The organism is Streptomyces sp. NPDC026377 (assembly GCF_055567715.1).
In genome coordinates this window covers 283066-308615 of record NZ_JBVHPV010000005.1, presented here as the reverse complement: position 1 = coordinate 308615, position 25550 = coordinate 283066, and the positions used below count along the sequence as shown (strand labels likewise).

The 25550-nt window shown below is 73.8% G+C and carries 19 protein-coding genes, 1 tRNA gene and 1 pseudogene; 9 read left to right on the top strand and 12 right to left on the bottom strand.

Annotation, left to right across the window (positions count from 1 at the left end; genetic code table 11):
• Positions 1-14: 14 nt before the first annotated feature.
• A pseudogene (locus ACZ4MU_RS13830) lies at positions 15-1399 on the bottom strand (amidase).
• Positions 1400-1527: 128 nt separating this feature from the next.
• Between ACZ4MU_RS13830 and ACZ4MU_RS13825 the strand changes: the two are divergent.
• Together ACZ4MU_RS13825 and ACZ4MU_RS13820 are read left to right on the top strand one after the other, a co-directional pair.
• Complete coding sequence (locus ACZ4MU_RS13825; RefSeq protein WP_467875192.1) at positions 1528-2595, top strand: LLM class flavin-dependent oxidoreductase; 1068 nt, start codon at positions 1528-1530, stop codon at positions 2593-2595.
• A gap of 304 nt (positions 2596-2899) precedes the next feature.
• A complete protein-coding gene (locus ACZ4MU_RS13820) occupies positions 2900-4615 on the top strand; it encodes a glycosyl hydrolase family 18 protein (protein ID WP_467875189.1) in 1716 nt (571 codons plus the stop codon).
• Between the two features lie 403 nt (positions 4616-5018).
• On the opposite strand, the gene ACZ4MU_RS13815 is transcribed toward ACZ4MU_RS13820, so the two are convergent.
• Positions 5019-6836 carry a putative bifunctional diguanylate cyclase/phosphodiesterase gene (locus ACZ4MU_RS13815; protein WP_467875538.1) on the bottom strand — a complete coding sequence of 606 codons (1818 nt, stop codon included), beginning with the start codon at positions 6834-6836 and terminating at the stop codon, positions 5019-5021.
• Positions 6837-7238: 402 nt separating this feature from the next.
• On the opposite strand from ACZ4MU_RS13815, the gene ACZ4MU_RS13810 reads away from it, so the two are divergent.
• A complete protein-coding gene (locus ACZ4MU_RS13810; protein WP_467875536.1) occupies positions 7239-8477 on the top strand; it encodes a M6 family metalloprotease domain-containing protein in 1239 nt (412 codons plus the stop codon).
• Between the two features lie 63 nt (positions 8478-8540).
• Here ACZ4MU_RS13810 and ACZ4MU_RS13805 read toward each other — a convergent pair.
• The 7 genes from ACZ4MU_RS13805 to ACZ4MU_RS13775 all read right to left on the bottom strand — a co-directional run bounded on the left by ACZ4MU_RS13805 (position 8541) and on the right by ACZ4MU_RS13775 (position 15153).
• Positions 8541-8614 (bottom strand) — tRNA-Lys (locus tag ACZ4MU_RS13805).
• Positions 8605-9216 (bottom strand): bifunctional DNA primase/polymerase, encoded by a 612-nt coding sequence (locus ACZ4MU_RS13800; protein WP_467875187.1) that lies wholly within the window; start codon positions 9214-9216, stop codon positions 8605-8607. Before ACZ4MU_RS13800 ends, ACZ4MU_RS13805 begins: the two co-directional genes overlap by 10 nt.
• A 596-nt stretch (positions 9217-9812) precedes the next feature.
• Positions 9813-10148 (bottom strand): hypothetical protein, encoded by a 336-nt coding sequence (locus ACZ4MU_RS13795; RefSeq protein WP_467875185.1) that lies wholly within the window; start codon positions 10146-10148, stop codon positions 9813-9815.
• Positions 10149-10249: 101 nt separating this feature from the next.
• Positions 10250-11593, bottom strand: a complete 1344-nt coding sequence (locus tag ACZ4MU_RS13790; RefSeq protein ID WP_467875183.1) for an AAA domain-containing protein — start codon at positions 11591-11593, stop codon at positions 10250-10252.
• Positions 11590-13176, bottom strand: coding sequence for a hypothetical protein (locus tag ACZ4MU_RS13785; RefSeq protein ID WP_467875180.1), 1587 nt, complete (start codon positions 13174-13176; stop codon positions 11590-11592). The genes ACZ4MU_RS13790 and ACZ4MU_RS13785 overlap by 4 nt, the downstream gene beginning before the upstream one ends.
• Positions 13167-14375, bottom strand: a complete 1209-nt coding sequence (locus tag ACZ4MU_RS13780) for a hypothetical protein (RefSeq protein ID WP_467875178.1) — start codon at positions 14373-14375, stop codon at positions 13167-13169. The genes ACZ4MU_RS13785 and ACZ4MU_RS13780 overlap by 10 nt, the downstream gene beginning before the upstream one ends.
• Positions 14272-15153 (bottom strand): phosphatase PAP2 family protein, encoded by an 882-nt coding sequence (locus ACZ4MU_RS13775; protein ID WP_467875176.1) that lies wholly within the window; start codon positions 15151-15153, stop codon positions 14272-14274. The genes ACZ4MU_RS13780 and ACZ4MU_RS13775 overlap by 104 nt, the downstream gene beginning before the upstream one ends.
• A 193-nt stretch (positions 15154-15346) precedes the next feature.
• Between ACZ4MU_RS13775 and ACZ4MU_RS13770 the strand changes: the two genes are divergently transcribed.
• Positions 15347-15952 carry a histidine phosphatase family protein gene (locus ACZ4MU_RS13770; RefSeq protein WP_467875173.1) on the top strand — a complete coding sequence of 202 codons (606 nt, stop codon included), beginning with the start codon at positions 15347-15349 and terminating at the stop codon, positions 15950-15952.
• A 185-nt stretch (positions 15953-16137) separates the two neighbouring features.
• Here ACZ4MU_RS13770 and ACZ4MU_RS13765 read toward each other — a convergent pair whose 3' ends face one another.
• Positions 16138-17580, bottom strand: a complete 1443-nt coding sequence (locus ACZ4MU_RS13765) for a tetratricopeptide repeat protein (protein ID WP_467875171.1) — start codon at positions 17578-17580, stop codon at positions 16138-16140.
• Positions 17581-17810: 230 nt separating this feature from the next.
• On the opposite strand from ACZ4MU_RS13765, the gene ACZ4MU_RS13760 reads away from it, so the two are divergent.
• Both ACZ4MU_RS13760 and ACZ4MU_RS13755 read left to right on the top strand, forming a co-directional pair.
• Entirely contained in the window at positions 17811-18260 is a 450-nt protein-coding gene (locus ACZ4MU_RS13760; protein ID WP_467875168.1) for a hypothetical protein, read from the top strand.
• 7 nt (positions 18261-18267) lie between these two features.
• Complete coding sequence (locus tag ACZ4MU_RS13755; RefSeq protein WP_467875165.1) at positions 18268-19182, top strand: spermidine synthase; 915 nt, start codon at positions 18268-18270, stop codon at positions 19180-19182.
• A 114-nt stretch (positions 19183-19296) separates the two neighbouring features.
• On the opposite strand, the gene ACZ4MU_RS13750 is transcribed toward ACZ4MU_RS13755, so the two are convergent.
• Positions 19297-19875 (bottom strand): hypothetical protein, encoded by a 579-nt coding sequence (locus ACZ4MU_RS13750; protein ID WP_467875162.1) that lies wholly within the window; start codon positions 19873-19875, stop codon positions 19297-19299.
• A gap of 133 nt (positions 19876-20008) precedes the next feature.
• Here ACZ4MU_RS13750 and ACZ4MU_RS13745 point away from each other — a divergent pair, with 133 nt between their 5' ends.
• The 3 genes from ACZ4MU_RS13745 (at position 20009) to ACZ4MU_RS13735 (ending at position 24001) form a co-directional block, all read left to right on the top strand.
• On the top strand, positions 20009-20710 hold the full coding sequence (locus ACZ4MU_RS13745; protein ID WP_467875159.1) for a response regulator transcription factor: 702 nt from the start codon (positions 20009-20011) through the stop codon (positions 20708-20710).
• Positions 20707-22098: a HAMP domain-containing sensor histidine kinase gene (locus tag ACZ4MU_RS13740; RefSeq protein ID WP_467875156.1), complete on the top strand. Its 1392-nt coding sequence runs from the start codon at positions 20707-20709 to the stop codon at positions 22096-22098. Before ACZ4MU_RS13745 ends, ACZ4MU_RS13740 begins: the two co-directional genes overlap by 4 nt.
• A gap of 361 nt (positions 22099-22459) precedes the next feature.
• Positions 22460-24001 (top strand): glycoside hydrolase family 18 protein, encoded by a 1542-nt coding sequence (locus ACZ4MU_RS13735; protein ID WP_467875153.1) that lies wholly within the window; start codon positions 22460-22462, stop codon positions 23999-24001.
• A 110-nt stretch (positions 24002-24111) separates the two neighbouring features.
• Here ACZ4MU_RS13735 and ACZ4MU_RS13730 read toward each other — a convergent pair whose 3' ends face one another.
• Entirely contained in the window at positions 24112-25548 is a 1437-nt protein-coding gene (locus ACZ4MU_RS13730; protein ID WP_467875534.1) for a glycoside hydrolase family 1 protein, read from the bottom strand.
• Positions 25549-25550 lie beyond the last annotated feature (2 nt).

Genomic DNA, 25550 nt, shown 5'->3' with positions numbered 1-25550 from the left:
GCCATGCGTCCTGATCAGCTCTCCAGCGCGCGCGCCGCCCTCAGCACCAGATCGTCGCGGTGGCGTGCGGCGACCAGCTGGAGGCCGATGGGCAGCCCCGTCGCGTCCGTGCCGACGGGGACGGTGAGCGCCGGCTGGCAGGTCAGGTTGAAGGGGTACGTGAACGGGGTCCAGCCCGTCCAGCGGCGCAGGCCGGACCCCTCGGGCACCTCCGCGTCCGCCTCGAACGCGGTGATCGGCAGGGTCGGGGTGACCAGCAGGTCGTAGGTGCGATGGAAACGCGCCATCCGGTGGCCCAGCTCGGCGCGGACGTCGAGCGCGGCCAGATAGTCGAGCGCGCTGTGGCGCGCGCCCTGTTCGGCGATCTCCCGCAGCCCCGGCTCCAGGGCCGCCCGCCTCCCGGAGGGGACGCCGGCGACCACGCGCGCGGCGCCCGTGAACCACAGGGTGTGGAAGGCGGCGACCGGGTCCGCGAAGTCCGGGTCGGCCTCCTCGACATAGGCGCCGAGCCCGGCGAGCCGGGTCACCCCGGCCCGTACCGCCGCCGCGACCTCGGGGCGCACGGCCACCTGGCCGCCCAAGGACGGCGAATACGCGACGCGCAGGCCCTTCACGCCCTCGTCGAGGCCGGGTGAGACGGGCCGGGCGCCCTCGCCCGCCGCCCAGTCGCGCCAGTCGGCCCCGCTGATGACGTCGAGCAGCAGCGCCGTGTCGGCCGCGTCGCGCGCCAGCGGCCCGATGTGCGCGAGCGAACCGAAGGGGCTCGGCGGGAAGAGCGGCACCCGCCCGTACGTGGGCTTCAGCCCGACCACCCCGCAGAACGAGGCAGGGATGCGCACCGAGCCGCCGCCGTCGGTGCCCAGCGAGAGCGGCGCCGCCCCGGCCGCGACCGCCGCCGCGCTGCCTCCGCTGGAGCCGCCCGCCGTCCGGGAGGGATCGTGCGGGTTGCGGGTGGTCCCCGAGAGCGCCGAGTCGGTGACCGCCTTCCACCCGAACTCGGGCATCGTGGTCTTGCCCACGAACACCGCCCCGTGCTCGCGCAGCCGGGCCACGCAGGACGCGTCCACGTCCCAGGGCCCGGGGCCCGCCGGGAGCGTAAGCCGCGCAGGGTCGGGCCGCCGGCCACCGGGAGCGCGTCCTTGACGGACACCGGCACCCCGTCGAGCAGTCCCAGGGGCTCCCCGGCGCGCCAACGGGCGGTGGACTCCCCGGCCCGGGCCAGCGCCGCCTCGGCGTCGACCCGGACGAAGGCGTTGATCCGGGGCTGTACGGCGGTGATCCGCTCCAGGACGTCGCGGACCGCGTCGAGCGGGGAGAAGTCCCCCCGGTCGTATCCGGCGAGGAGTTGACGGGCGGTCAGATCGGCGAGCGAGGTGCGGCCTGTCGTCGGCTCGGTCATGCCCGGGTTCGTACCCCGGTTCACTGATCGACAGCGGCCGGGCGGGCGCCCGGGGGGCGGGAATAAACGGAGACGGCCTCCTGTTGGCTTCGGCGTATCCGTACGGCACGAACTGGAGGAGCGGACCGGTGGACGTGGACGACATTCGAGGGACGGTGTTCGCCGGCGCGCCCGTGCCCCTGTCCGTGCTGGACCTGGTGACCGTCGGCAGCGGCTACACCGCGAGCACGGCCCTGCGCACCAGTGTGGAGATCGCCCGGCTCGCCGAGCGGCGCGGCTTCACCCGCCACTGGGTCGCCGAGCACCACTCCATGCCCGGCGTCGCCTCCTCGTCCCCTGCCGTCATCCTCGCCCACCTCGCGGCCCACACCGAGCGCATCCGGCTCGGCTCGGGCGGTGTGATGCTGCCCAACCACGCGCCGCTGGTGATCGCGGAGCAGTTCGGCACGCTGGAGGCGCTGGCCCCCGGGCGCATCGACCTGGGCCTGGGGCGCGCGCCCGGCACGGACGGCGCGACGGCGGCGGCCCTGCGCCGCACGGACCAGCTCAACGAGGGCGCGGACGAGTTCCCGCGGCAACTGGCCGAGCTGACGCGGTTCCTGGACGACGACTTCCCCGACGGGCACCCGTATGCCCGTATCCACGCGGTGCCCGGCCCCGTGCAGGGACCCACCGGCCGCCCGCCGATCTGGCTGCTCGGCTCCTCCGGTTTCAGCGCCCGGCTCGCCGGGACGCTGGGCCTGCCGTTCGCCTTCGCGCACCACTTCTCGGCGGCGAACACCGTGCCCGCGCTCGACCTCTACCGCGAGTCGTTCCGGCCCTCGGCGGTGCTGGCCGCGCCGTACGCGCTGATCGGCGTCTCCGCGCTGGCCGCCGACACCGAGGAGGAGGCGCGCCGCCAGACGCTCACCAACGCCCTGTCGATGGTGCGGCTGCGTACCGGCCGTCCGGGTCTGGTGCCGACGCCCGAGGAGGCGGCGGCGCACTCCTTCACCGCGCTGGAGCGCGAGTTCGTCGACGGCTGGCTCGCCAACGTGGTCTCCGGGACGGCCGAGGAGGTGCGCGAGGGGCTTGACGCGCTCCAGAAGCGCACGGGCGCGGACGAGCTGATGCTGACGGCGAACGCGCACGGGCCCGAGGCGCGGCTGCGCTCGTACGAACTGATCGCGGACGCGTACGGGGCGCCCGCCGCGTAGCCCCCGGGACTCCCGCGGCGGCCGCCGGGAGGGCCGCGCGATGATCACTCGTCGGTAAATCCTGGATTCCGCCCGGCCGGTGGTCCAGCCCGCCCACCGGACCACCCAAGATCCATAAGGCACCCTTAAACCGCTCGTCACCGATGGTGGCGGGCGGTTCGTGCGTGGGGCTCACCTCCCTGACAAGCGGTTTCGCCTTCAAATTGGTCTAGTCCTCAATTTGGTTCAGACCATTGACTCACCCCCGGCGTGATCGCTATCACTGCTCCAACCGCCGTTCCGCTCATCCCCCCGGAGGCCGACCGTGCCCGTCCGCAGACCTCTAGCCGCAGCCCTCACGACCGCGACGCTCGCCGCCGGCGCGCTGGCCGCCTTCGCGGGCCTCGGCCCGGCCGGCGCCGCCTCCACCGCGAACGCCCAGACCGTCGCCGCGTCCACCGGAGGCGTGAAGATCGCGTACTACGACCAGTGGAGCGTGTACGGGAACGCCTTCTACCCCAAGCACCTCGACACCCGGGGCATCGCGGGCAAGCTGGACGTCATCAACTACTCGTTCGCCAACATCCACCCCACCGACCTCACCTGTTTCGAGGCCAACAAGGCGGCGGGCGACGACAACAACGCGAGCGCCGGGGACGGCGCGGGCGACTCCTACGCCGACTACCAGAAGTCCTTCGGCGCGGCCGACAGCGTCAGCGGGACCGCCGACACCTGGAACCAGCCCATTGTCGGCGTCTTCAACCAGTTCAAGCAGCTCAAGGCCAAGTACCCCAAGCTGAAGATCAACATATCGATCGGCGGCTGGAGCTACTCCAAGTACTTCTCGGACGCGGCGAAGACCGACGCGAGCCGCAAGAAGCTGGTGGCGTCCTGCATCAAGCAGTACATCCAGGGCGACCTGCCGGTCGACGGAGGTTTCGGCGGCCCCGGGACCGCCGCCGGGATCTTCGACGGCATCGACATCGACTGGGAGTACCCCGGCTCGCCCGACGGCCACCTCGGCAACCACTACGCCCCCGAGGACAAGCAGAACTTCACGCTCCTGCTCGCCGAGTTCCGCAAGCAGCTCGACGCGTACGGGGCCGCGCACGGCGGCAAGAAGTACCTGCTGACGGCGGCGATGCCGGCCGGCCAGGACAAGATCAAGAACATCGAGACCGACAAGGTCGGGCAGTACCTCGACTACGCCAACGTCATGACGTACGACATGCACGGCGCCTGGGACGGCGACGGGCCGACGTACCACCAGTCGCCGCTGTACTCGGGCGCGAACGACCCGACCGACGTCATCAAGCCGGGCACCCAGAAGTACTCGATCGCGAACGCGGTCGACTCCTGGCTGGACGGGAACGCGGCGTACGGCATCGCGGGCGGGTTCCCGGCGAACAAGCTGACCCTCGGATACGAGTTCTACTACCGAGGCTGGAAGGGCGTCCCCGCGGGCAGCGCGGGCGGCCTCGCCCAGGCGGCGACCGGCCCCTCGGGCGCACGGCCGCTGAGCCAGCAGCCGGGCATCGCCCACTACAAGGAGCTCGGCGGGATCGTCGACAACGCGGCGACGACGTACTGGGACGACCAGGCGAAGGCGTCCTACTTCTACAAGGACGGCGAGTTCTTCACCGGCCTGAACCAGAAGTCGGTCCAGGCGCGAGCCGACTACGCGCACAGCCGGGGCCTGGCGGGCGCGATGATGTACTCCCTCCTCGGGCTCGACGACAAGGCGACGCTCCTGAACCAGATCGCCACGGCGGTCGGCTCGTCCCCGTCCTCCACGCCGGACCCGACGACCCCGCCCACGACTCCTCCCACCACGCCGCCGACGACTCCCCCCACGACCCCTCCCACCACTCCGCCGACGACGGGCTGCACGGCCGCGGCCTGGGACAAGGGCGGTACGTACCCGGGCGGGACGCAGGTCTCCCACAAGGGCCACACCTGGAAGGCCAAGTGGTGGACGCAAGGGGAGGAGCCCGGGACGACCGGGGAGTGGGGGGTGTGGCAGGACCTGGGCGCATGCTGATGTGAGCCGAGAGCCCCCTTCGGGGGGAAGCCGCCCCACCCCGTGCCGGGGGTGGGGCGGCTTTCTCCGGCCCCACCCCGCTGACCCTCCGGGGGTGGGAGGGGCAAAGACCGTCTCCCAGGGGCTCCGCCCCCGGCCCCCCGCGTGGGCGCGGGGTGGGTGGGTGAGCGGTGGCCTGCGCCCCCTGCACCCCGCTCGGGGCTCCGCCCCGGACCCCGCTCCTCAAACGCCGGAGGGGCTGAATTCCCGAGGAACCCACAGGCGCCTGAAGGGGCGCGGGGAACGGCGCGAGCAACCCACCACCCACCAGCACCCAACCACCGGCCCTCCAAGGGGCGCGGGGAACTGCGCGACCAGCCCCCGCCCCCGGCAGACGAACACCGGGCCCACCCCCACCCCCTCCCTACGCCCCCGCCCCACACCCCCCAGCCAACATCCTCCCGATCAACCCCGGCCCCACAGCCCGCGAATACAACCACCCCTGCCCCGTATCGCACCCGATCCGCCGCAGCCTCCCCGCCTGGTGCGACGTCTCCACGCACTCCGCCGTCACCTTCAGGCCCAGCCGGTGCGCCAGTTGGACCAGGGCCTCCACGATCGTCTCGTCGGCGGGGTTGGGGTGCGTGCCGCCCTCGTCGTACTGGAAACCCCGTACGAACGAGCCGTCCAGCTTCAGGACCGAGACCGGCAGGCGCGAGAGGTACGCCAAATTCGAGTAGCCCGTGCCGAAGTCGTCGATGGCGATCCGTACGCCCATGTCGGACAGGGCCTGGAGGGCCTGGAGGGGACGGCCCGCCGAGCCCATCACGGCGGACTCGGTGAGCTCCAGTTGCAGCAGGTGCGGCGCCAGACCCGTCTCCGCCAGGATCTCCGCCACGTCCGCGACCAGGTCGGAGTCCCAGACCTGGCGTACGGCCACGTTCACGCTGACGAAGATCGGCGGCACCTCGGGGTGCTCGATCTGCCAGCGGCGGGCCTGCCGGCAGGCCGTCCGCAGGACCCAGCGGCCGAGCTGGACGATCGAGCCGTCCTCTTCGGCAATTCCGATGAACCGATTCGGCGCAAGTGTGCCGAACTGCGGATGGTTCCATCGGACAAGCGCCTCGACGCCCTCCACGGCCCCGTCGGCCATCCCCACCAGCGGCTGGTACTCCAGCGCGAACTCGCCCCGGTCCACGGCCGGGCGCAGCGTGGAGGAGAGCGCCTGACGGGTCATCCGGTGCGCGTTGCGCTCGGGGTCGAAGAGGGTCCAGCGGGCCTTGCCGTCGGCCTTGGCCCAGTACAGCGTCGTGTCCGCGTCCTGCATCAGCCCCGTCGCCGTGGTCCCCGCGACCGCTCGCTCCACCACGCCGATGGACGCCGAGACCGACAGCCGCTGCCCGGCCAGGTCGAAGGGCTGCTGGAGCACGGCCAGTACGGACTTCGCCAGGTCCGCCAGTTGCTCGGTCCCCGTCGAGTCCTCGACCAGGACCGCGAACTCGTCGCCGCCCAGGCGCGCCACCAGGTGCCCGCCGCTGCGGGCGTAGCCGCTCTGGTCGGCGCAGTGGGTGAGGCGGGCCGCGACCGCCGAAAGGAGCCGGTCGCCGATGCGGTGGCCGAGGGTGTCGTTGACGGCCTTGAAGCCGTCGAGGTCGAGGTAGCAGATCCCGATCCGGCCGGTGCCGCCGCGTCCGTACGTGGACGCCTCCATCGCCCCCGCGAGCCGCTCGAAGAAGAGCGTGCGGTTGGGCAGCCGGGTCACCGGGTCGTGCATCTGGAGGTGGCGCAGCCGCGCCTGGAGCTCGCGCCGGTCGCTGATGTCGGTGATGGAGAGCAGTGCGCCGGTGCCGTCGCGCATCGGCGAGACGGTGACCTCGGCCCACAGCGAGTGCCCGTCGGGGTGCTTGAGGCGGCGGGTGCAGCGGAACCGGGAGCGGCTGCCCCGGAGCACGTCCTGGTAGATGTGCCAGGTCCGGGCGTCGGCGGCGAGGTCGACGAGGTCGGAGGCGGCCTGGCCGCACAGCTCGGCGGGCGGGGAGCCGAGGAGCTCGGCCAGCGCGTGGTTGACGGTGGTCACCGTGCCGTCCCGGTCGACGACGGCCATCGCCAGATGGGCCGCGTCGAACGCCACGCGGTAGTCGCGCGGCTCGGCCGTGGTGCGCCCGACCGCGTGACGTTCGGGCGGCCGCCCCATGGGCCCCGTGGGCCCCTCTGGATGACGCTCTGTGACCGGCGGCCGCATGGTCCCGGGTGCCGCTCCCGGTCCTTCGGGGGTTCCGCTCACCGCTCGCTCCCGCTGTGCATTCGAGTCGTACAGAGATGTGGTCGGGGCCGTCGGCCGGGTGGAGGACAGCCGCCCGGGGCTGAATCCACGCAGGAAAGTGTGCCGATCATAGAGGCAGGCGCAATGGCCTATCCAGCTCCATGGCCGTGATCATGCGCACCCGAGAGTCGAGGCCGATCGTTTCTGCACACGCCTGGCCAGCGGCGATTCGCATGTGACCGATTGTGACTTTCTGTAAGGCATCGGGGTGTCGGGCAGATGTCGGGCTGCTCACCCACCTGGGGCAGCGGAACAGGGCGTAATTACATAAACCACCACAAGGTGGGTGAGGTGTCCCGCATTCCGTACCCGGAGGTCGACGTGGAGCGTCAGCTGACACCCGGGGGAGTGGAGCGTGCCCGGCTGCGCAGCGCCGCGGCCGCGCTCACCTCCCTGACGGCGGTCGCCGCCACCACTCTCGTGGCGGGCCCCGCCGTGGCCGCCACATCCGCGATGCCGTGCGCCCTGCCCCGCACCGCGGCCCACCACTCGCTCGGAGTGGACACCTGGAACACCGCCTATCCGCGCCCGGTGCGCACGCTCAGGGCGGTGATGGTCTTCCTCTCCTTCCCGGACTCGGTGCCGGTGGCCGCCCCGAAGGACATCGCCACCGATTACTTCCCCGCGACCAGCGACTTCTTCGCCCGCGCCTCGTACGGGAAGTTCCGGCTCCAGGCGGACGCGCGCCCGGAGTGGGTGCGCATGCCGAAGCCGTCCTCCGCCTACCGGATAGAGCGCGACTGGGACCCGGACCGGCGCACCGAGTACCTGCGCGACGCCGTCGCGGCCGCCGACCCGGCCGTGGACTTCTCCGCGTACGACATCGTCTACCTGGTCGCGGACCCGGACGCGCCGGGCGTCGACTCCGACGCCACCAAGGTCGTCAACTTCGACCAGCCGCTGCGGGTCGACGGCACGGACCTCAAGCGGGTCGTCACGGTCTTCGAACAGCACCCGCCGGACCGCAACGTACTCGCGCACGAGACCGGTCACGTCTTCGACCTGCCCGACCTCTACCACCGCCCGGTGGACGGCAAGGGCGACTGGGACACCTACGTCGGCGACTGGGACGTGATGGGCAGCCAGTTCGGGATGGCGCCGGATCTGTTCGGCTGGCAGAAGTGGAAGCTGGGGTGGCTGGACCGGCGCCAGGTGGCGTGCGTGGCGACGCGCGGGTCCTCGCGTCTGACCCTGGCGCCGCTCTCGGAGTCGCCCGCGCGGGTCGGCCACGGCGGCGTCCGGCTCGCGGTCGTACGGACCTCCCGGGACAGCGCGGTCGCCATCGAGGCTCGGGACTCGGCGGGCAACGACCGTACGACCTGTACATCGGGGCTGCTCATCTACCGGATCCGCAGCGAGACGGCCTCGGGCACCGGGCCGGTCGAGGTCCTCGACACGCACCCCGCCACGGGGGCGTGCTGGGAGCGCTCGGTGTACCCGGCGCTGGCGGACGCGCCGCTGAACGCGGGCGAGACGTTCACCGTGCCGGGGGAGGGGATCCGGATCGAGGCGACGGGGCGGACGCGGTCGGGGGGGTGGACAGTGAAGGTCACGCCGTAGGCGCGGACCCCCTCAGGGCACACGAAGAGGCCCCCCGCTCGCGCGAGGGGCCTCTTCCGTCTGTGCGCCGCCAGGGACTCGAACCCCGGACCCGCTGATTAAGAGTCAGCTGCTCTAACCAACTGAGCTAGCGGCGCCTGCTGACGTCGTAGACCTTAGCACCCTGATCGGCGGGAGGAAAAATCGATAAGCGCCGGTCGGCGGGGGCGGCGTCGCGGGCGGCCCGGACGCAGGCCCACAGCAGGACGTCGGGGCCCGGGAGCCAGGGGTGGCGGGTGTCCGGGGCAGCCAGCCAGCGGGCGGCGGCGGGGTGCACGGGGTGCTCGGGGCCGCCGGGGCGGCCGAGGCCGGGCACGGTGACCGCGTCGCCCGTGCCGTGGCAGAGCAGCGGCGGGACCTCGGCCCACTCCTCCCAGCCGAGCAGGGCGGGCAGGCGGTGGGCGGTGCCGGGGGTGGCGAAGAGCAGCATCCTGCCCCGGTGCAGGGCGACCGGCCCGGAGCCGGCGCCCTCGCCCCACAGCCGGTCGAGCATCCGGCGCCCGAAGACGGCGGGCACGCCGACCACGTCGAAGACCGAGCCGCACGGGAGCACGACGGGGGCGTCCGGGCGGTCCTCCCACAGCGCGAGGGTGCTGCGCGGATACGGTCCCGCCGACGCCAGCCAGGCGGCCCCCTCCGGCCCGACCCGCCCGGCCCGGCCCCGGGGAAGCAGTCTCTCGTCGCGCTGCACGATGCTCATACGAACCAGGTGTACGGGCCCCCGCGCCCGCGTCCCGGGGGATTACCGGAAACCGGGACGGGGTGGGGAGGGGAGGAGTATCTTGCGGGCCTTTGGCATATGCCGGGCGGGACGGCTGTGTGCGGGCGGAACGTCCGGGGCAGGTGGTGGGCCGCTCGCCCGCGGTTCCCCCGCGCCCCTGGGGTGCCGGGCTTCGTCTGTGAACCGTGGTGGGTTGCTCGCGCAGTTCCCCGCGCCCCTGGGGGGTGGGGGGTGCGGGTCTGGGTCCCTGTCCCTGTGACCCTGGGCACGCTGGTTCGTCCGCGGGTCGTGGTGGGCTGGTCGCGCAGTTCCCCGCGCCCCTGAGGTTGTCGTGGGTTACCCCGTGCAGTTCCCTGCGGCTCTGGGAGCTATGGCTGAGCTGAGTTCTCCGGCGGCGGGGGACCACCCAGGGGGGGCGCGGGGAACTGCGCGACCAGCCCTCACCGGCCTGCGGACAGACACCGAGCCGGCCCGGCCCCGGGGACTGTGGCCGAGCCAGGTTCCCCCCACGCCCCCAGGGGCGCGGGGAACTGCGCGAGCGCCCCACCACCGTCCCGCAGACAAACCCCGGGCACCTACCCCGGCCCCTGCCCCAACCCCCGCCCGAACTCCACCATCTTCTTCGCGTAATCCTCAGTCCACTGCGCCCGCTCGGCGATGTCCGCCGGTGTGAGGCGGTCGAAGCGGCGGGGATCCGCCAGCTGGGCCGCCGCGATCGCCTGGAACTCCACCGCCCGGTCCGCCGCCGCGCGAAACGCCAGCGCCAGCTCCGTGGAGCGCGACAGCAGCTCCCGGGGGTCCTCGATCGACTCCAGGGCGAAGAAGTGCTCCGGGTCGGCGACGGCCTCGGCCGGCTCGAACAGCAACGGCGCCGGCCTCAGCCGCTGCTCTTTCCGCTCGGGCTCCGCCATCAGCTCTCCTCCTGCCGCAGTTCAGCGGCCCGGAGTTCGCCCCGGGCCACCCTCCATTGTCCCGCGCCCCGCAAGGGGGCCTCACGCCGCCCGCGCGCCCCCTACGGCCGCCACCGCACCCGGTGCTCCGCCAGATGCGTCAGGACCGCGTGGTTCGCCTCCCACCCGTCCGGGAACTTCACCGTGACCCCCAGCTGCACCGGCTCGGTCGAGGGGTGCTCGTCCAGCAGGTCCGTCACGCCCGCCCGGCACACCACCACGCACGCGTGCCGGTGGCGGGAGGCCAGGACGCACAGGCGGCCCGTCTCCAGGTGGAACGCCGTCGCGTCCGGGCGCCCCGACAGCGGGTGCAGGACGACCGTCACGTCGAACTCGCGGCCCTGGAGCCGGTTGGCCGTGTCCACCGCGACCCCGCTCACCCCCAGCTCCGCGAGCGCGGCCCGCACCGCCGCCGCCTGGTCGCGGTGAGCCGTGCCGACGGCGACCCGGGCGGCGGTCAGCGGCACCGGGTCCGGGGAGCGCTCGCTGGTCGCCGCGCCGCCCCGGTCGAGCAGCCTGCGCACCACCTGGGCCACCGCCCGTACCGCCTCCGGGTCGGTGCGCGGGGTGTGGCGGGCGGGCAGCTCCAGCAGGGCCCAGCCCGACTCGGCCGCCTCGTCCAGCGCCCGGTCCGGCGCCGAGCCGTCGGAGGGGACGCCGAAGGAGAGCCGCCGGTCGCCGTGGCCCGTACCGCTGCGGAACGGCGTGTACGGGTAGAACGCGTCGGAGACCAGCGGCGCCGCCGACGCGGGCAGCCGCCAGGAGACCGGCAGCCGGTGCTGCGGCAGCTCGGGGTTGTGGGCGAGCAGCGTCGTCACCGCGCTCGCCGACGGGTCGTAGGAGAGCCCGGCCCACTGCTCGGAGTCCGCGATCGCGAACGGGTCCAGCTGGCCGGGGTCGCCCACGAACAGCGCCCGCTCGAACAGCCCGGCGACGGCGAGCAGCGCGTCCGAGCGCATCTGGTACGCCTCGTCCACGATCGCGTGCGCCCACGGCTCGACGTCCTTGACGTGCGCCCACTTCGCGGCCGTCGACAGCACGATGTCCAGCCCCGCCAGATCGGCGGCCTTCGACGACTTGCGTACGTGCGCGAGGTCGTCCAGGGCCTTGTCGTACGGGTCGGCGTCGCTGCTGTGCAGTCGGCCCACCGGCAGCTCCGGCTCCTGCTCGGCGAGGCGCAGGACGAGGTCGTCGACCTGGGCGTTGGTCTGCGCCACCACCATCAGCGGGCGTCCGGCGGCGGCCAGCTCCAGCGCCGCGCGCACCACCAGCGTCGACTTCCCGGCGCCCGGCGGCGAGTCCACGACGACGCCGCGCGCCTCGGCGTGCAGGGTGTCGTGGAGGATCCTCCCGGTCGCCTCGGCCGCCGCCGCACCCGGGTCGAAGCCGCGCTCGGCACGGATCACAGCAGGTCCTCCGGGGTGAGGGGGTCGGGGTGTTCCGCGTCCGTGCCCGGCGGGCCGCCGTGGGTCCACGGGGTGGCCTCCGGGTCCGGCAGCTTGGGGCCGCCGCGCTGGTCGTGCTCGAAGAGCGTCCAGCACACCCGGTCGCCCTTCTCGGGCACCGAGCCGGGCGCGGGGTCCTTGCTGCGGCCCATCTTGTCGAGCAGGCGCAGCACGAGCGAGCCGTCCCTCTCGTACCCCACGAACTCCGCCGACTGGGGCTTGCCCTCCAGCGAACGGAACACCTTCGCCCGCTCGGCCAGATGCGGCGCGTCGTCGGTGCGCACGGTCACCAGCGGGCGCGGGCTCGGCCGCTTCGACTCCGACCAGGCCATCACCACGTCGACGACCTCGCCCGCGAACGCCTCGCCCGCCAGCCGCCGCCCCGCCATCACCAGCGGGTCGTCCAGCGCCTCCTGCGCCTCCAGCTGCGCCTGGGCGCTCTCGCGCGAGGCGAGCTTGGCCGCCGCCGTCACCGCGTCGTCGCGGCGCGGCTGCGGCGGCTCACCGGCCCGCACCCGGTCCCGGTGGGCGGTGAACGACCAGCGGTCCCGGGTCCAGCGGTCCGCCGCGCGCGGCGCCTCGGGCAGCTCCCGCAGCAGGTCCAGGGAGCGCCACACCGCGTCCCAGGTGGGCCGCAGCTGGCCCCCGACCAGCCGGCGGATCTCCCGCTCGGCCCGGGACAGCTCCGCCAGGCGCGCGTCGGCCGCCTCGCCGTCCTGGGCCGAGGACAGCGCCTGGCGGGCACGGTCGTAGCGGTCGATCGCCGGGGCGAGCAGCTTGTTGTCGAAGGCCGGGTCGGTGGCGGGGCCGGCCGGCGGGCACAGCAACTGGCCGTCGCCGTCCCGGGCGAGCTCGGCGCGCAGGGCCGCCTCCGCGCCGGTGGCGCCCTCGGGCGGGTCGATCCAGGCGAGCAGCGCCCCCAGGTGCTGGTCCTCCAGGCTGGACTGGCCCGTCGCCCAGTGCCGGGAGAGCAGGTCGGTGGCGGCGAGGAGCAGCGCGGCCCCGGGGACGCGGGCGCGCTCGCCGTAGTGCGTCAGCCAGCGGCCGAGCAGCGGGACGCGCGGCGGCGCGGGGTGCGGGGTGTCCGGGTCCTGCTCGGCGGTCCGGCGAAAGCGCATGGAACGGCCCAGCAGCCGGACGAAGTCGATCGCGGCCCGGCCCGGCACCACCAGCTGCGGCGCGTCGGCACACAGCTCGACCTCGACCTTGACCTTCTTGCCGGTCTCCGGATCGGTCTCGTTGCGCTCGGCGGCCTCCACCTCGTCCGCGTACGCGTCCAGGTGCGGCAGTACGGCGTCGGCGAGCTCGGCGAGGAAGGCGAACCGCAGCTCGCGGTCGCGCGGCTGCGGCACGACGAGCAGGCGGGGCGCCTCGCGGTCGGTCCCCACCAGCGCCCCGAGCGGGGCCCCGGCCTCTCCGGAGGTGGTCAGCGGGACGAGTACGAGCGGATGTTCCGACAGGTGCCGGTGGCGCACGGTGGCCAGCGGGGCGGCCCGTCCTGCCTCGACGGCCTCCAGCCGGGCGAGAGTGGCGATCAGTGACATCCGGCGCCTCCCGTGGCCGCGCCTGCCAGGGCCTCCGCGCGCAGGGCGGCCGCCCTGCGCAGCGCGGCCACCGCCGGGTCGGCCGCGTCGCCCGCGTGGCCGCGCGCCGCGTCCAGGACCGCGCCGACGCTGGTCAGCCCGCCCAGCTCGGCCCGAAGACCACGGCCGAGCGCCGTCACCGCGTCCCTGGAGCGGGCCCCGTCGCGGCAGTGGAAGGCCAGCTCGCAGGCGGCCAGGCACTCCGGCGCGTAGGCCGCGGGGACGGACTCGACCGTGTCCGTCAGCTCGGGCGCAGGCCGGTCGAGCGCGAAGCTGGCGCCCGGCGGGAGCGCGTCGGCGATCTCCTCGATCCGGGTGAGCCGGGCCAGCTGGCGCCGGGTCACCGAGAGCTGCTTGCGCACGTCCACCAGGGAGGCGGTCGGCAGGTTGGAGAAGTCCTTGGGGCAGACGAGCAGCACCGAGTGGGCGACGGCGGGGGCCGGGGAGGCTGGGTCCTGCGAGCCTCCCACCAGCCCCGCCACCCGCTCAAGTGCCAGCACGTACACCGCCGCCTGGCGGGCCGCGGCGCCCACCTTGGACGGGTCGGCCGCCGCGTCGATCATCGGGAAGGACTTGATCTCCACGACCGTCCACCGGCCGTCCGGGGCGATCACCACCGCGTCCGGCTCCAGATAGGCGGGGGAGCCCGCCACCTCCAGGGCGAGCATCGGATGGTCCAGGAGCGTCCACCCGCCGGACACCGTCGCCTCGCGCAGCGCGAGCGCGGTGCGGGCGGCCCTGCCCTCGGGACCGGCCGCCGCCAGGTCGGGGACGGCCGCGTCCTTCGGCGGCTCGCCGCCGGTGCGCTCGTGCAGCAGGCGCAGCAGTTCCGTACCGCCGTCGGACTTCACGCGGGCCTCGAAGGTGTTGCCGCGCGCGATGGCGAACTGGGACTGGCCGAACGCCGCCGACGGGGAACCCAGCGCCTCGGCCAGCGCGCCCTTGTCGACGCCCGCCCCGTCGAGCAGGGCGCGGCGGCGGCAGCCCGGGTTGGCGGCGAGGGCCGCCAGCGCCCGGGCGTCCAGCGGGCGTGGCACAGCGGTGGGACCGCGCAGCTCAGCGAGCCGCTGACGAATGGCTGTCGCCCGCTCCCGCGGTGGAGTCGTCGGACGTGCGCTGCCCTGGGATTCGCTCACCCGCGGAAGTCTTGCATCCGGCACTGACAATCGGGGCCGGTGCGGCGAACGAGCCGGGTGCGACACGGGCGCGCACCGCGTTCGCGAGCCGCATCGCGGGCCGCGAGAGCAGCAGTCCGAGCCCCATCACGGCCGCCCCGGCGACCGCGTCGAGCAGATAGTGGTTGGCGGTGCCCATCACCACGAACGTGATGGTCAGCGGGTACGCGACTCCCAGCACCCGGGTCCAGCGCCGGCCGCCGAACCGCCACAGCATCACCCCGCACCACAGCGCCCAGCCCACGTGGAGGCTCGGCATCGCCGCGTACTGGTTGGTCATGCCGCCCATGCCGCGCGGCGCACTGGCCTCACCGCCCCACCAGCCGTACGAGCTGTACTGCGCCATCGTGTCCACGAACCCGTACGAGGGGTCGAGCAGGCGCGGCGGGCAGGTGGGCAGCAGCGAGAAGCCGATCAGGCCCATGAGGGTGGAGAGCATCAGCCAGGTGCGGGCGGCGCGGTACTGCACCGGCCGGCGCCGGAAGAGCCACACCAGGATCGCGGGCGTCACCAGGTAGTGCAGCGACGCGTAGGCGAAGTCGGCGGGTATCCCGAGGGAGGGGGTGCGGGTGAACAGCCGGTTGAGCGGGTGCTCGGCGTTCAGGTGCAGGTACTTCTCGATGCGCAGGATCGCCAGGCCGTGGTCCACGGCCTGCGACTCGCTGCCGCTCACCAGGAGGCGGCCCGCCGAGTAGGCGGCGTAGACGATGGCGATGAGCGGCAGCTCGGTCCACCAGCGGGGCCGAGGCGCGGGGTGCTGCATCTCCGGACCCTCTCCATCTCTTCTTCAGGGCCTCTTCGGGCCCCGTTCAGGTGTTCAACCGTACGGTGGTCGCGGGTGCGCTTGTGCACCCACCCCCGAAGGACGCGGGGGAGGGCCGCAAGGGTGCGCGATGATGGAGGCGAACCTCCGCCGAACCCTCGGCATTCTGCACGCGCCACGGGAGTGACCTGACATGCCAGCCGCCGAACCGCGCATCCTGCTCGCCCGGCACGGGCAGACCGAGTGGTCGCTCGCGGGCAAGCACACCGGCCGTACGGACATCCCCCTCCTTGAGGAGGGCCGCCGGGGCGCGAAGCTGCTCGGCGAGCGCCTGCACCGCGCGCCCTGGGACGGCCTGGCGGACGTCGAGGTGCGTACGAGCCCGTTGGTGCGCGCGCGGGAGACGTGCGATCTGGCCGGGTTCGGGGAGCGCGCGCGTGACTGGGACGCGCTGATGGAGTTCGACTACGGGACGTACGAGGGGCTCACCCCGGCCCAGATCAAGGCGGGCCGGCCCGACTGGTTCATCTGGCGCGACGGGGTCGAGGGCGGGGAGACGCTGGCCCAGGTGTCGGAACGGGCGGACGAGGTCGTGGCGTGGGCGCGGTCGGGTGCGCGGGACGTGCTGGTGTTCGCGCACGGGCACATCCTGCGGTCGATCGCGGCGCGCTGGCTGGGCGAGCCGATCGCCTTCGCTGCGCGGATCAAGCTGGATCCGACGTCGCTGTCGGTGCTGGGATGGGCGTATGGGGAGCCGGCGGTGGAGCGGTGGAACGATACGGGGCACTTGGAGGTCTGATTTTTCCCCGCCCCGCCCCTTCCCGTAACCCTGCCAGGGGCAGGGGCGGCGCCCCAGCGGCTACACCTTCGTCCGCGCCCCGGGGGACGGCTGACCGCGCGGTTCCCCCGCGCCCCTGAAGAACTGCCCCCCGAGGGGCGCGGGGAACTGCGCGAGCGCCCCACACCCGCCCGCAGGCGCCGCACCTACCCCGCCGCCCTCCGCTCCAAGAACCCCCCCACCTCCGGGCACCCCGCATGCGGCGCCAGGATGCGGGCCGTGTCCGCGAGCATGGCCTGGATCCGGGTGGACTGGACCTCGGTGAGCAGGTCCAGGACCTGGTGGCCCGCCGCCGCCGACTCCGTGGGGGAACCCGCGCGCGCCAGGTCGTCGGCGAGTTCCGCCCGGTACAGGGCCAGGTTGCGGGCGAAGTGCGGGTCCTGGAGGCCGGCCGCCCGGCGGGCGTGGCGGGCCGCGCGCGACCAGTCGCCCAGCGCCGACCAGCACTGCGCCTCCAGCATCTCCAGCTCCGCCTCCACGAAGAACGTCATCCACTCCGGGTCCCGCTCGGACGCCCCGCGCGCGAACAGCGAGTGCGCCCGGGCGAGCGACTGCTCGCACGCCCCCCGGTCCCCGAGCCCGGCCCAGCCGCCCGCCTCCCGCAGCGCGAGCAGCGCGAGCAGCCGGGGAGAGCCGAGCCGGCGGGCCGCCCGCCCGCCCGCCTGCGCGGCCCGCAGCGCCTCGCGCGGCCGTCCCGCGTCCCTGGCCAGGAACGACATGTTGCAGAAGGCGTGCGCCTCCAGGGCCGGGTCGGCCGCCAGCCGGGCGGTCGCCAGCGCCTCCGCGTAGTGCGAGCGGGCCTCCTCGTAGTGACCCGAGTCATGGGCGAGCCACCCCACCGAGATGGCGAGCTCGCCCGCGCCCGCGTGCAGCCGGTCGGCGGTGGAGCGGCGCGCGGTGCCCGCGTCGAGCAGCGCGTACGCCGTGCGCAGCGGCTGGGCGGCCCTGCGGTAGAGCCCGTTCGCGCCGTGCCGGTCGTCGAGCAGCCGGATCCGCCGCACCGCCTCCTCGACCGCGCCGACCTCGGCCTCGCCGACCCGCCGTACCGGCGGCTCGACAGGGTTCAGGGGCGCGGCGGCCGCGTGCTCGGGCAGCAGCCCCAGGGAGACGGCCGCCAGGGTGGCGGAGCCGCCGGTCATGAACGCGCGACGCAGCACGTCGCTCTCCTCGTCATTACGGTCTTCCTCGTGGTCGATGGTGCCGCAGGGGGGCGCGGGGTGTTCCTGGGGCGCCGGGCGCGGCGGGGTCGCACCGCACCCCGCACGCGCCCCCCGGCCCCGTACCGCCTCACGCGACGAGAACCCCATGTCGGCCAACGTCAAACCCGGGAACATATGGCGGAACACGCGTTCGTAGGCGTAGTTGGGGCAACGGATCTCACCGGCCTCCACCCGTCCGACGTACCGCGCGTCACAGGCGACCTGCTCGCCGATCTCGCGGGCCGCTCTGCGGACCGCCGCCGCGAACTCGCCGGGCGAGTGCTGCCCCCGCAGTTCGCGGAACGCGGTGTTGGGGCCCTTGGCGGGAGGGCGTTCGGGGGGTCGTGCGGCGGAGTTCGCTCCGGCGCGGGGATCCGTGGACGTCGCCATGGCTCAACAGCTCTCTCTGGCGTGGTGGTGCGGAGGAAGAACGTACCGGCAACATCGGCTTCCAGAAGCGAAGTTTGGCTACAAAAGGGATATCTCACCTGCGATCTGCTATGAACTGCCATCCTTTGCGGCGGCATACCGCCGTAGCCGTTGACAGGGTCCGGCGTTGAACCATGCGGATACCGCCAACCCGCAGAAACCACGTGGGGGTTGCCTTGTTGGAGGCCGGCATGGACATCAATGGCACCGGGACGACCACGACGACCGTGCGGCACCGGCCCACCCGGGACGCCGGTGGACCGCCGGGCGGCGAGGAACCCTGCGACCTGGTCACCGTCCCCGCCCGGCAGGGCCTGGAGGCGGTGGACATCCTGCGCCGCGGGGTCGCCCCCACGGCCGTCGGCCCGGTGCTCCACGACGGCGCCTGCGACACCCTGGGCTTCCTGGTGCCGCCCGGCACCGCCGCCGCCTGGGACGTGCCGGGCAGCGCCTGCACCGAGACGAACGGACGCGGCCTGCGCCTGCCCGGCCTGGCCGATCCGCCGGTCTCCGGCGGCGGCTGGCTGCTGCCGCCGGACGCGGTCACGGTCACCGACCCGGCCGTGCTGCGCCTCGCGCTGGGCGAGGCCGCCCGGCTCATCGAGGCCGCGGACGGCATCACCGAGGCCGGCGGCCGATAATGGTCGGATGGCGGCACGAAGCGGTACGAAGAACACGGCGAAGGGCGGGGCGAAGGCCGCGCAGGGCGGGCGGCGCGGCCGCCCGGCCGCCCCGCAGGCCGTCGTGGAGCCGGTCGACGGCGGCCTCGCCGAGCTGATACCGGACCGGGACAGCCCGCGCGGCTGGACCCTGCTGCTCGACGGCGCCCCCCAGTCCCACGTCGACCTGGACGCGCCGGAGCGGCTCACCTTCGAGTACCAGCGCCGCCTGGGCCACGTCATCGACCTGGCCGGCGAGCCGGGCCGCCCCCTCCAGGTGCTGCACCTGGGCGGCGGCGCCCTCACCCTCGCGCGCTACACGGCCGCCACCCGGCCCCGCTCCACCCAGCAGGTCGTGGAGATCGACGCGGCGCTCGTGGCACTGGTCCGCCGTGAGCTGCCGCTCGATCCGCAGGCCCGGATACGGGTGCGCTCCCTGGACGCGCGCGAGGGGCTCGCCAAGCTCCCGGACGGCTGGGCCGACCTGGTCGTCGCCGACGTCTTCAGCGGCGCCCGCACCCCCGCCCATCTGACCAGCACCGAGTTCCTAGGCGAGGTGCGCCGGGTGCTGCGGCCCGGCGGGATCTACGCGGCGAACCTCGCCGACGGCCCCCCGCTGGCGCATCTGCGCGGCCAGATAGCCACCGCCGCGGGGCTCTTCCCCGAGCTGGCGCTCGCCGCCGACCCGACCGTGCTGCGCGGCAAGCGGTTCGGCAACGCGGTCCTGCTCGCCTCGGACGTGTCGCTGCCGGTCGCCGAGTTCACCCGCCGCATCGCGGGTGACCCGCACCCCGGACGCGTCGAACACGGGCGTACGCTCGCCGACTTCACCGGCGGGGCGGTCCCGGTGACGGACGCGACCGCCAAGCCCTCTCCCGTACCGCCGCCCGCGGTGTTCCGCTAGGAGCATGGAGATCCGGGGACGCGGAGGCCCGGGAACCGGCGGGAATGCGCGAACAGGCGGGAAAGTACGAACAGGCGGAAATGTGCGAACACGCGGGCTTGCCGACGCGCGTCCTCAGCCGCGGTCGTCCAGCTCCACGGTCGGCGCGTGGTTGTACCAGGTGCAGAAGACCGACACCTCGCGCGTGCCCTTGCTGAACGTCACCCGGATCCACGTGGGCTGCTTCCACACCTGCATCCGCCACCCCGAGTCCGGCGTCGCCGTCACCAGCTCCGCCGCGGTGGTGCCGATGTCGAAGACGACCCGGCCACCGTCGACGTTGTAGCCCTTCACATTCCCGGAGGAACCGGAGGAACCAGAAGGACCGGCAGAGCCCGAGGACGGGTAGCCGGAGGGCGACTTGGGTGGTGGCGGGGCGGCGGGGGAGCGGCTCGGCTTCTGGTCCGCCGAGGCCGAGGGCGTACCGGACGGGCTGGACGGTGACGGCGAGCCCTTCGGCCGCCGCGTCGAGGAGGCGAGCGGCCGCACCCCCTGGGCGGTGTGCCCGTCGCCGGTGAGCGGGACCGCGCGCGGCGGGTCGTAAGCCGTCCCGGCCATCACCGTGTGCACGCCCCACCAGGAGAGCGTGACCGCCGCGCCGGTGGCCAGCGACCAGGCGCAGACGTGAACGATTCCTCGGTGTATCGGGGTCATATCGGGGGCCATACTGCCCCACGCGCCCCACGCGTGTCCCCTCCCGCCGGGCCCCGCCCCGCCTCGTCCCGGCCTTGTCCCCGCCTCGTCCCGGCCGGGACCGGTGTACCCCACATGGCGTACGGTGCCGCCCATGGCAAGTGTGCTCGTGGTCGAGGACGACCAGTTCGTTCGCTCCGCCCTCATCCGCCACCTCACCGAGGCCTCCCACACCGTACGGAGCGTCGGCACGGCGCTGGAGGCGCTGCGCGAGGTGGCCCATTTCTCCTTCGACGTGGTCGTCCTGGACCTCGGACTGCCCGATCTCGACGGGGCGGAGGCGCTGAAGATGCTCCGCGGCATCACCGACGTACCGGTGATCATCGCGACGGCGCGCGACGACGAGGCGGAGATCGTCCGGCTGCTCAACGACGGCGCCGACGACTACCTGGTCAAGCCGTTCTCCGTGGAGCACCTGTCCGCCCGGATGACGGCCGTGCTGCGCCGGGCGCGGGCCGCCGGGGCCGAACCGCCGCCGACGCTGATCCGGGTCGGCGGCCTCTCCATCGATCCGCTGCGCCGCCAGGCCGAACTCGACGGGCTGCGGCTCGATCTGACCCGCCGCGAGTTCGACCTGCTGGCCTTCCTCGCCGGGCGGCCCGGTGTGGTCGTGCCGCGCAAGGAGCTGCTGGCCGAGGTGTGGCAGCAGTCCTACGGCGACGACCAGACCATCGACGTCCATCTGTCCTGGCTGCGCCGCAAGCTCGGTGAGACGGCCGCGCAGCCGCGGTATCTGCACACCTTGCGCGGGGTGGGTGTGAAGCTGGAGCCGCCGCGGCCGGAGCCCGGCCGATGAGATGGGCCCTGGTGAAGGTGGCGGTCGCCGTCACCCTCATGGTGGTGCTCGCCTTCGCCGTACCGCTGGGCCTGGTCATCAAGGAGATGGCCCGCGATCGCGCCTTCTCCAACGCCGAGCGCCAGGCCGCCGCGATCGGCCCGACCCTGTCGATCACCACCGACCGCGACGCGCTGGAGCGGGCCGTCGCCTCCACCCAGGCGGGCGCGGCGGGCCGGATGGCCGTGCACATCCCGGCGGCGCCGGGCGGCGCGCCCTCCGAGATCGGCCGGCGGCGGGCCGCCCGCAAGGACCTCGACGCGACCCGCAAGGTGGTCCGCGCGTACATCTCCGACGTCCCCGGCGGCTCCACGCTCCTCCAGCCGACCGCGCTGAGCTCGGGCGAGATCGCGATCGTCGAGGTGTACGTGCCCGAGGCCGAGGTCACCAACGGCGTGGCCACGGCGTGGCTGGTCCTCGCGGGGGTGGGCGTCGCCCTCGTCATCGGCTCGGTCGCGGTGGCGGACCGCCTGGGTGTACGGATGGTCCGCCCGGCCCAGCGGCTCGCCGGGGCGGCGCACGATCTGGGCGAGGGGCGGCTGGGGGCGCGGGTGCCGGAGGAGGGACCGGCCGAACTGCGCTCGGCGGCGGTCGCCTTCAACTCGATGGCCGACCAGGTGGTGCAACTCCTCGCCAACGAGCGGGAGCTGGCGGCCGACCTCTCGCACCGCCTGCGCACCCCGCTGACGGTGCTGCGCCTGAACGCCGCCTCCCTGGGCGACGGCCCGGCCGCCGAGCAGACACGGGCGGCGGTCGAGCAGCTGGAGCGCGAGGTCGACACGATCATCCGTACGGCCCGGGAGGCCAAGCCGCAGACGCAGCCGGCCGGGGCGGGGGCCGGGTGCGACGCGTCCGAGGTCATCCGGGACCGGATGGCGTTCTGGTCGGCGCTCGCGGAGGACGAGGGCCGGGAGGTGCGCCTCGCGGGCGTCGACCGTCCCGTCCGCATCCCGGTCGCCCGGCCCGAACTGGCCGCCGCGCTCGACGCGATGCTGGGCAACGTCTTCCGGCACACCCCGGAGGGCACGGCGTTCGCGGTGGACGTCCACAACGGCGAGGACGCGGTGATCGTGCTGATCTCGGACGCGGGCCCCGGCATCGCCGATCCCCGGGCGGCCCTGGCCCGGGGATCGAGCGGCGGCGGCTCGACCGGTCTGGGTCTGGACATCGTGCGGCGGATGGCGGAGGGGACGGGGGGTGATGTGCGGCTGGGGCGGTCGGTGCTGGGCGGGACGGAGGTGCGGGTGTGGATCGGGCTTGGCGGGGGCGCCGCGGGAACGTCCCGGATCCGCCGCCGGGGCAGGCGCCGCCGCCCCGAGGCGAGCCACCCCACCCCGCCCCTTCCCTAAACCCTCCGGGGGTCGCGGTCTGTGTGTGGGGGGCTGAGCATCGAGCCCGTCTGCGAACCGTGCGGGGTCGCTCGCGCAGTTCCCCGCGCCCCTGACCACTCTGGGCCGCGGGCATGCGGAAGGGACTGGCTGCCCGGGGCCCGCCCCCCTCCAGGGGCGCGGGGAACTGCGCGCTAAGCCCCCACCGGCCCGCAGGGAAATCCCCCCGGAATTAACCCCGCCCCATCACCCCCTTAAGCGAACCCTAAGATCCCCAACCCCCACCCCCCACACCCCATTTGCCCGTTTCTCAACGGCTAGCGTGCTGCCCGCACCCCACCACCCCACCACCCGACCCCCACCCCCAAGGGCAGGCGCACTCATGACCCACCCCCGTACCCACCGCCGCCGCGCCACCGGCAAAGCCAAGGCGATCGGCGCCATAGCCACCGCCGGCGCCATCGCGGGCGCCGCCATCGTCCTCACCGGCACCGCCCACGCCGCCTCCGTCGCCGCCGCGTACACCAAGACCAGCAGCTGGGGCGGCGGTTACACCGGCCAGTACGTCATCACCAACGACAGCGGCAAGGCCCTGCCCGACTGGACCCTGGAGTTCGACCTCCCCGCCGGGACCAAGCTCTCCTCCCTCTGGAACGGTGAGCAGACCGTCAAGGGTCAGCACGTCACCGTGAAGCCCCCCACCTGGGAGAGGAACGGCCTCGCCGCGGGAGCGTCCGTCACGGTCGGCTTCGTCACCAGCTCCACCGGCACGGCGGGCGACCCCACCGGCTGCCTCATCAACCAGGAGAAGTGCTCGGTCGACACCGGCGCCACCCCCGCCCCGACCGGCCGCCCCACGACGAAGCCGACCCCGACCACGCACCCCACCACCAACCCCACGACCACCACCAACCCCACGACCACCACGAACCCCACGACCACCACGAACCCCACGACCACCACCAAGCCCACCGCCACCGCGAAGCCCACCCCCACCAAGACCACCACCCCCCAACCCCCCACCACCGGCACGGCCTCCCGCTTCGCGCCCTACATCGACACGTCCCTCTACCCGGCGTACGACCTCGTCGACACCGCCACCAGGACCGGTGTGAAGGAGTTCCACCTCGCCTTCATCACCTCCGGCGGCGGCTGCGCCCCGCTCTGGGGCGGGGTCAGCGGCCTGGACAGTGACGCCGTCGCCGCGCAGATCGGCGCCCTGCGCGCCAAGGGCGGCGACGTACGCGTCTCCTTCGGCGGCGCCTCCGGCTCCGAGCTCGGCCTGGTCTGCAAGAGCGCGGGCGAGCTCGCCACGGCGTACGGCAAGGTCATCGACGCGTACAAGCTCACCAAGGTCGACTTCGACATCGAGGGCGCGGCCCTGCCGGACACCGCCGCCAACTCCCGCCGCGCACAGGCCATCGCGCAGCTCCAGAAGTCCCACCCCGGCCTCGACGTGTCGTTCACCCTGCCGGTGATGCCCGAGGGCCTCACCCAGCCCGGCGTCGACCTCGTCGCCGACGCCAAGAAGAACGGCGTCGCCGTCTCGGCCGTCAACATCATGGCGATGGACTACGGTCCCGCGTACAGCGGTGACATGGGCACGTACGCCATCCAGGCGGCCACCGCCACCCAGGCCCAGATCAAGGGCGTCCTCGGGCTCTCCGACGCCGCCGCCTGGAAGGCCGTCGCCGTCACCCCGATGATCGGCGTCAATGACGTCAACACCGAGACGTTCACGGTCGGCGACGCCACTCAGCTGGTGGAGTTCGCCAGGTCGAAGGGCCTGGGCCGGCTCGCGATGTGGTCCGGCGCCCGGGACAAGCAGTGCGCGGGCGGCGCCAAGAACTCCGCCGATCCGACCTGCTCCTCCATCGTCCAGGAGCCCCTGGCCTTCACGAAGGCCTTCGCCGCCTACAAGTGACGCGACCTGCCCCCCGCACCACCGCACCACCGCACCACCGCACCCGGACACCCCCCCACGCGCCCCGCCGGTTCCCCCCACCCGGCCGGGGCGCGCCCCTCCTCCGTACCTCACCCCAGCGGCAACTCCTGCGGCAGCTCCCCCGTCCGTGCCACCTCCGCGTACCACCGCGCGCTCGACTTGGGAGTGCGCTTCTGCGTCTCGTAGTCGACGTACACCGCGCCGAACCGCTTGCCGTAGCCGTACGCCCACTCGAAGTTGTCGAGGAGGGACCACAGGAAGTATCCGCGTACGTCGGCTCCGTCGCGCATCGCGCGGTGCACCGCGGCGAGGTGGCCGTGCAGGTAGCGGATGCGGTCGGGGTCGTGGACCGAGCCGTCGGGGGACGGCTTGTCGTCGTACGCGGCGCCGTTCTCCGTGATCATCAGCGGTACGCCGGGTGCCTCGCGGGTGTAGCGCATCAGCAGGTCGTACAGCCCCGTCGGGTCGATCGACCAGTCCATCGCCGTCAGCTCGCCCGGCGGCTGGTGGAAGACGACGGAATCGGCCGCGGGCCAGGGGGAGTGGGCGCTCGCGCCGTGCCCGTCGGGGCGGGGTACTTGCAGGTCAGGGCCGTCGCCGGGGCGATTGTCAGTGGCGGCGGATACAACTGAGGGTGCGTAGTAGTTGATGCCCAGCAGATCGAGGGGGTGCTTGATGGTGCTCAGATCGCCGTCGTGGACGAACGACCAGTCGGTGAGCCGCGCGGTGTCCCGCAGCAGGTCCTCGTCGTACGCGCCCTTGAACATCGGGCCCGTGAACACCCGGTTGGCGAGCGCGTCGATGCGCCGGCGCGCGTCCAGGTCGGCGGGGGACTGGGTGCGGGCCCTGACCGCGCTCGGGTTGAGGCTGATCGCCAGCTTGGCGGCCTTCGGCAGCGTGGCGCGCAGGGCCTCGGCCGCCAGTCCGTGGCCCAGGCTCAGATGGTGCGCGGCCCGCAGCGCGGCCACCGGATCGGTGCGGCCGGGCGCGTGGACGCCGGAGCCGTACCCCAGAAAGGCGCTGCACCAGGGCTCGTTGAGGGTGGTCCACATATCCACCCGGTCGCCGAGTGCCTCGGCGACGATCCTGGCGTAGTCGGCGAACCGGTGGGCGGTGTCCCGCTCGGGCCAGCCCCCAGCCGACTCCAGCTCCTGCGGCAGGTCCCAGTGGTAGAGGGTGAGGGAGGGCCGGATGCCCTGCTCCAGGAGCCCGTCCACCAGCGCGCGGTAGAAGTCCAGCCCGCGCTGGACCGCGGGCCCGCGCCCGGTCGGCTGCACCCGCGACCAGGACACGGAGAAGCGGTAGGCGCCGAGGTTCAGGTCCGCCATCAGCCGGACGTCGTCCCGCCAGCGGTGGTAGTGGTCGACGGCGACGTCCCCGCTGTCCCCGCCGAACACCTTCCCGGGCGTGCGGCAGAAGGTGTCCCAGATGGACGGTGTACGACCGCCCTCGGCGACCGCCCCCTCGATCTGGTACGCGGAGGTGGCGGTGCCCCAGAGGAAGTCGGGCGGAAAGCGGTCGGTCATGG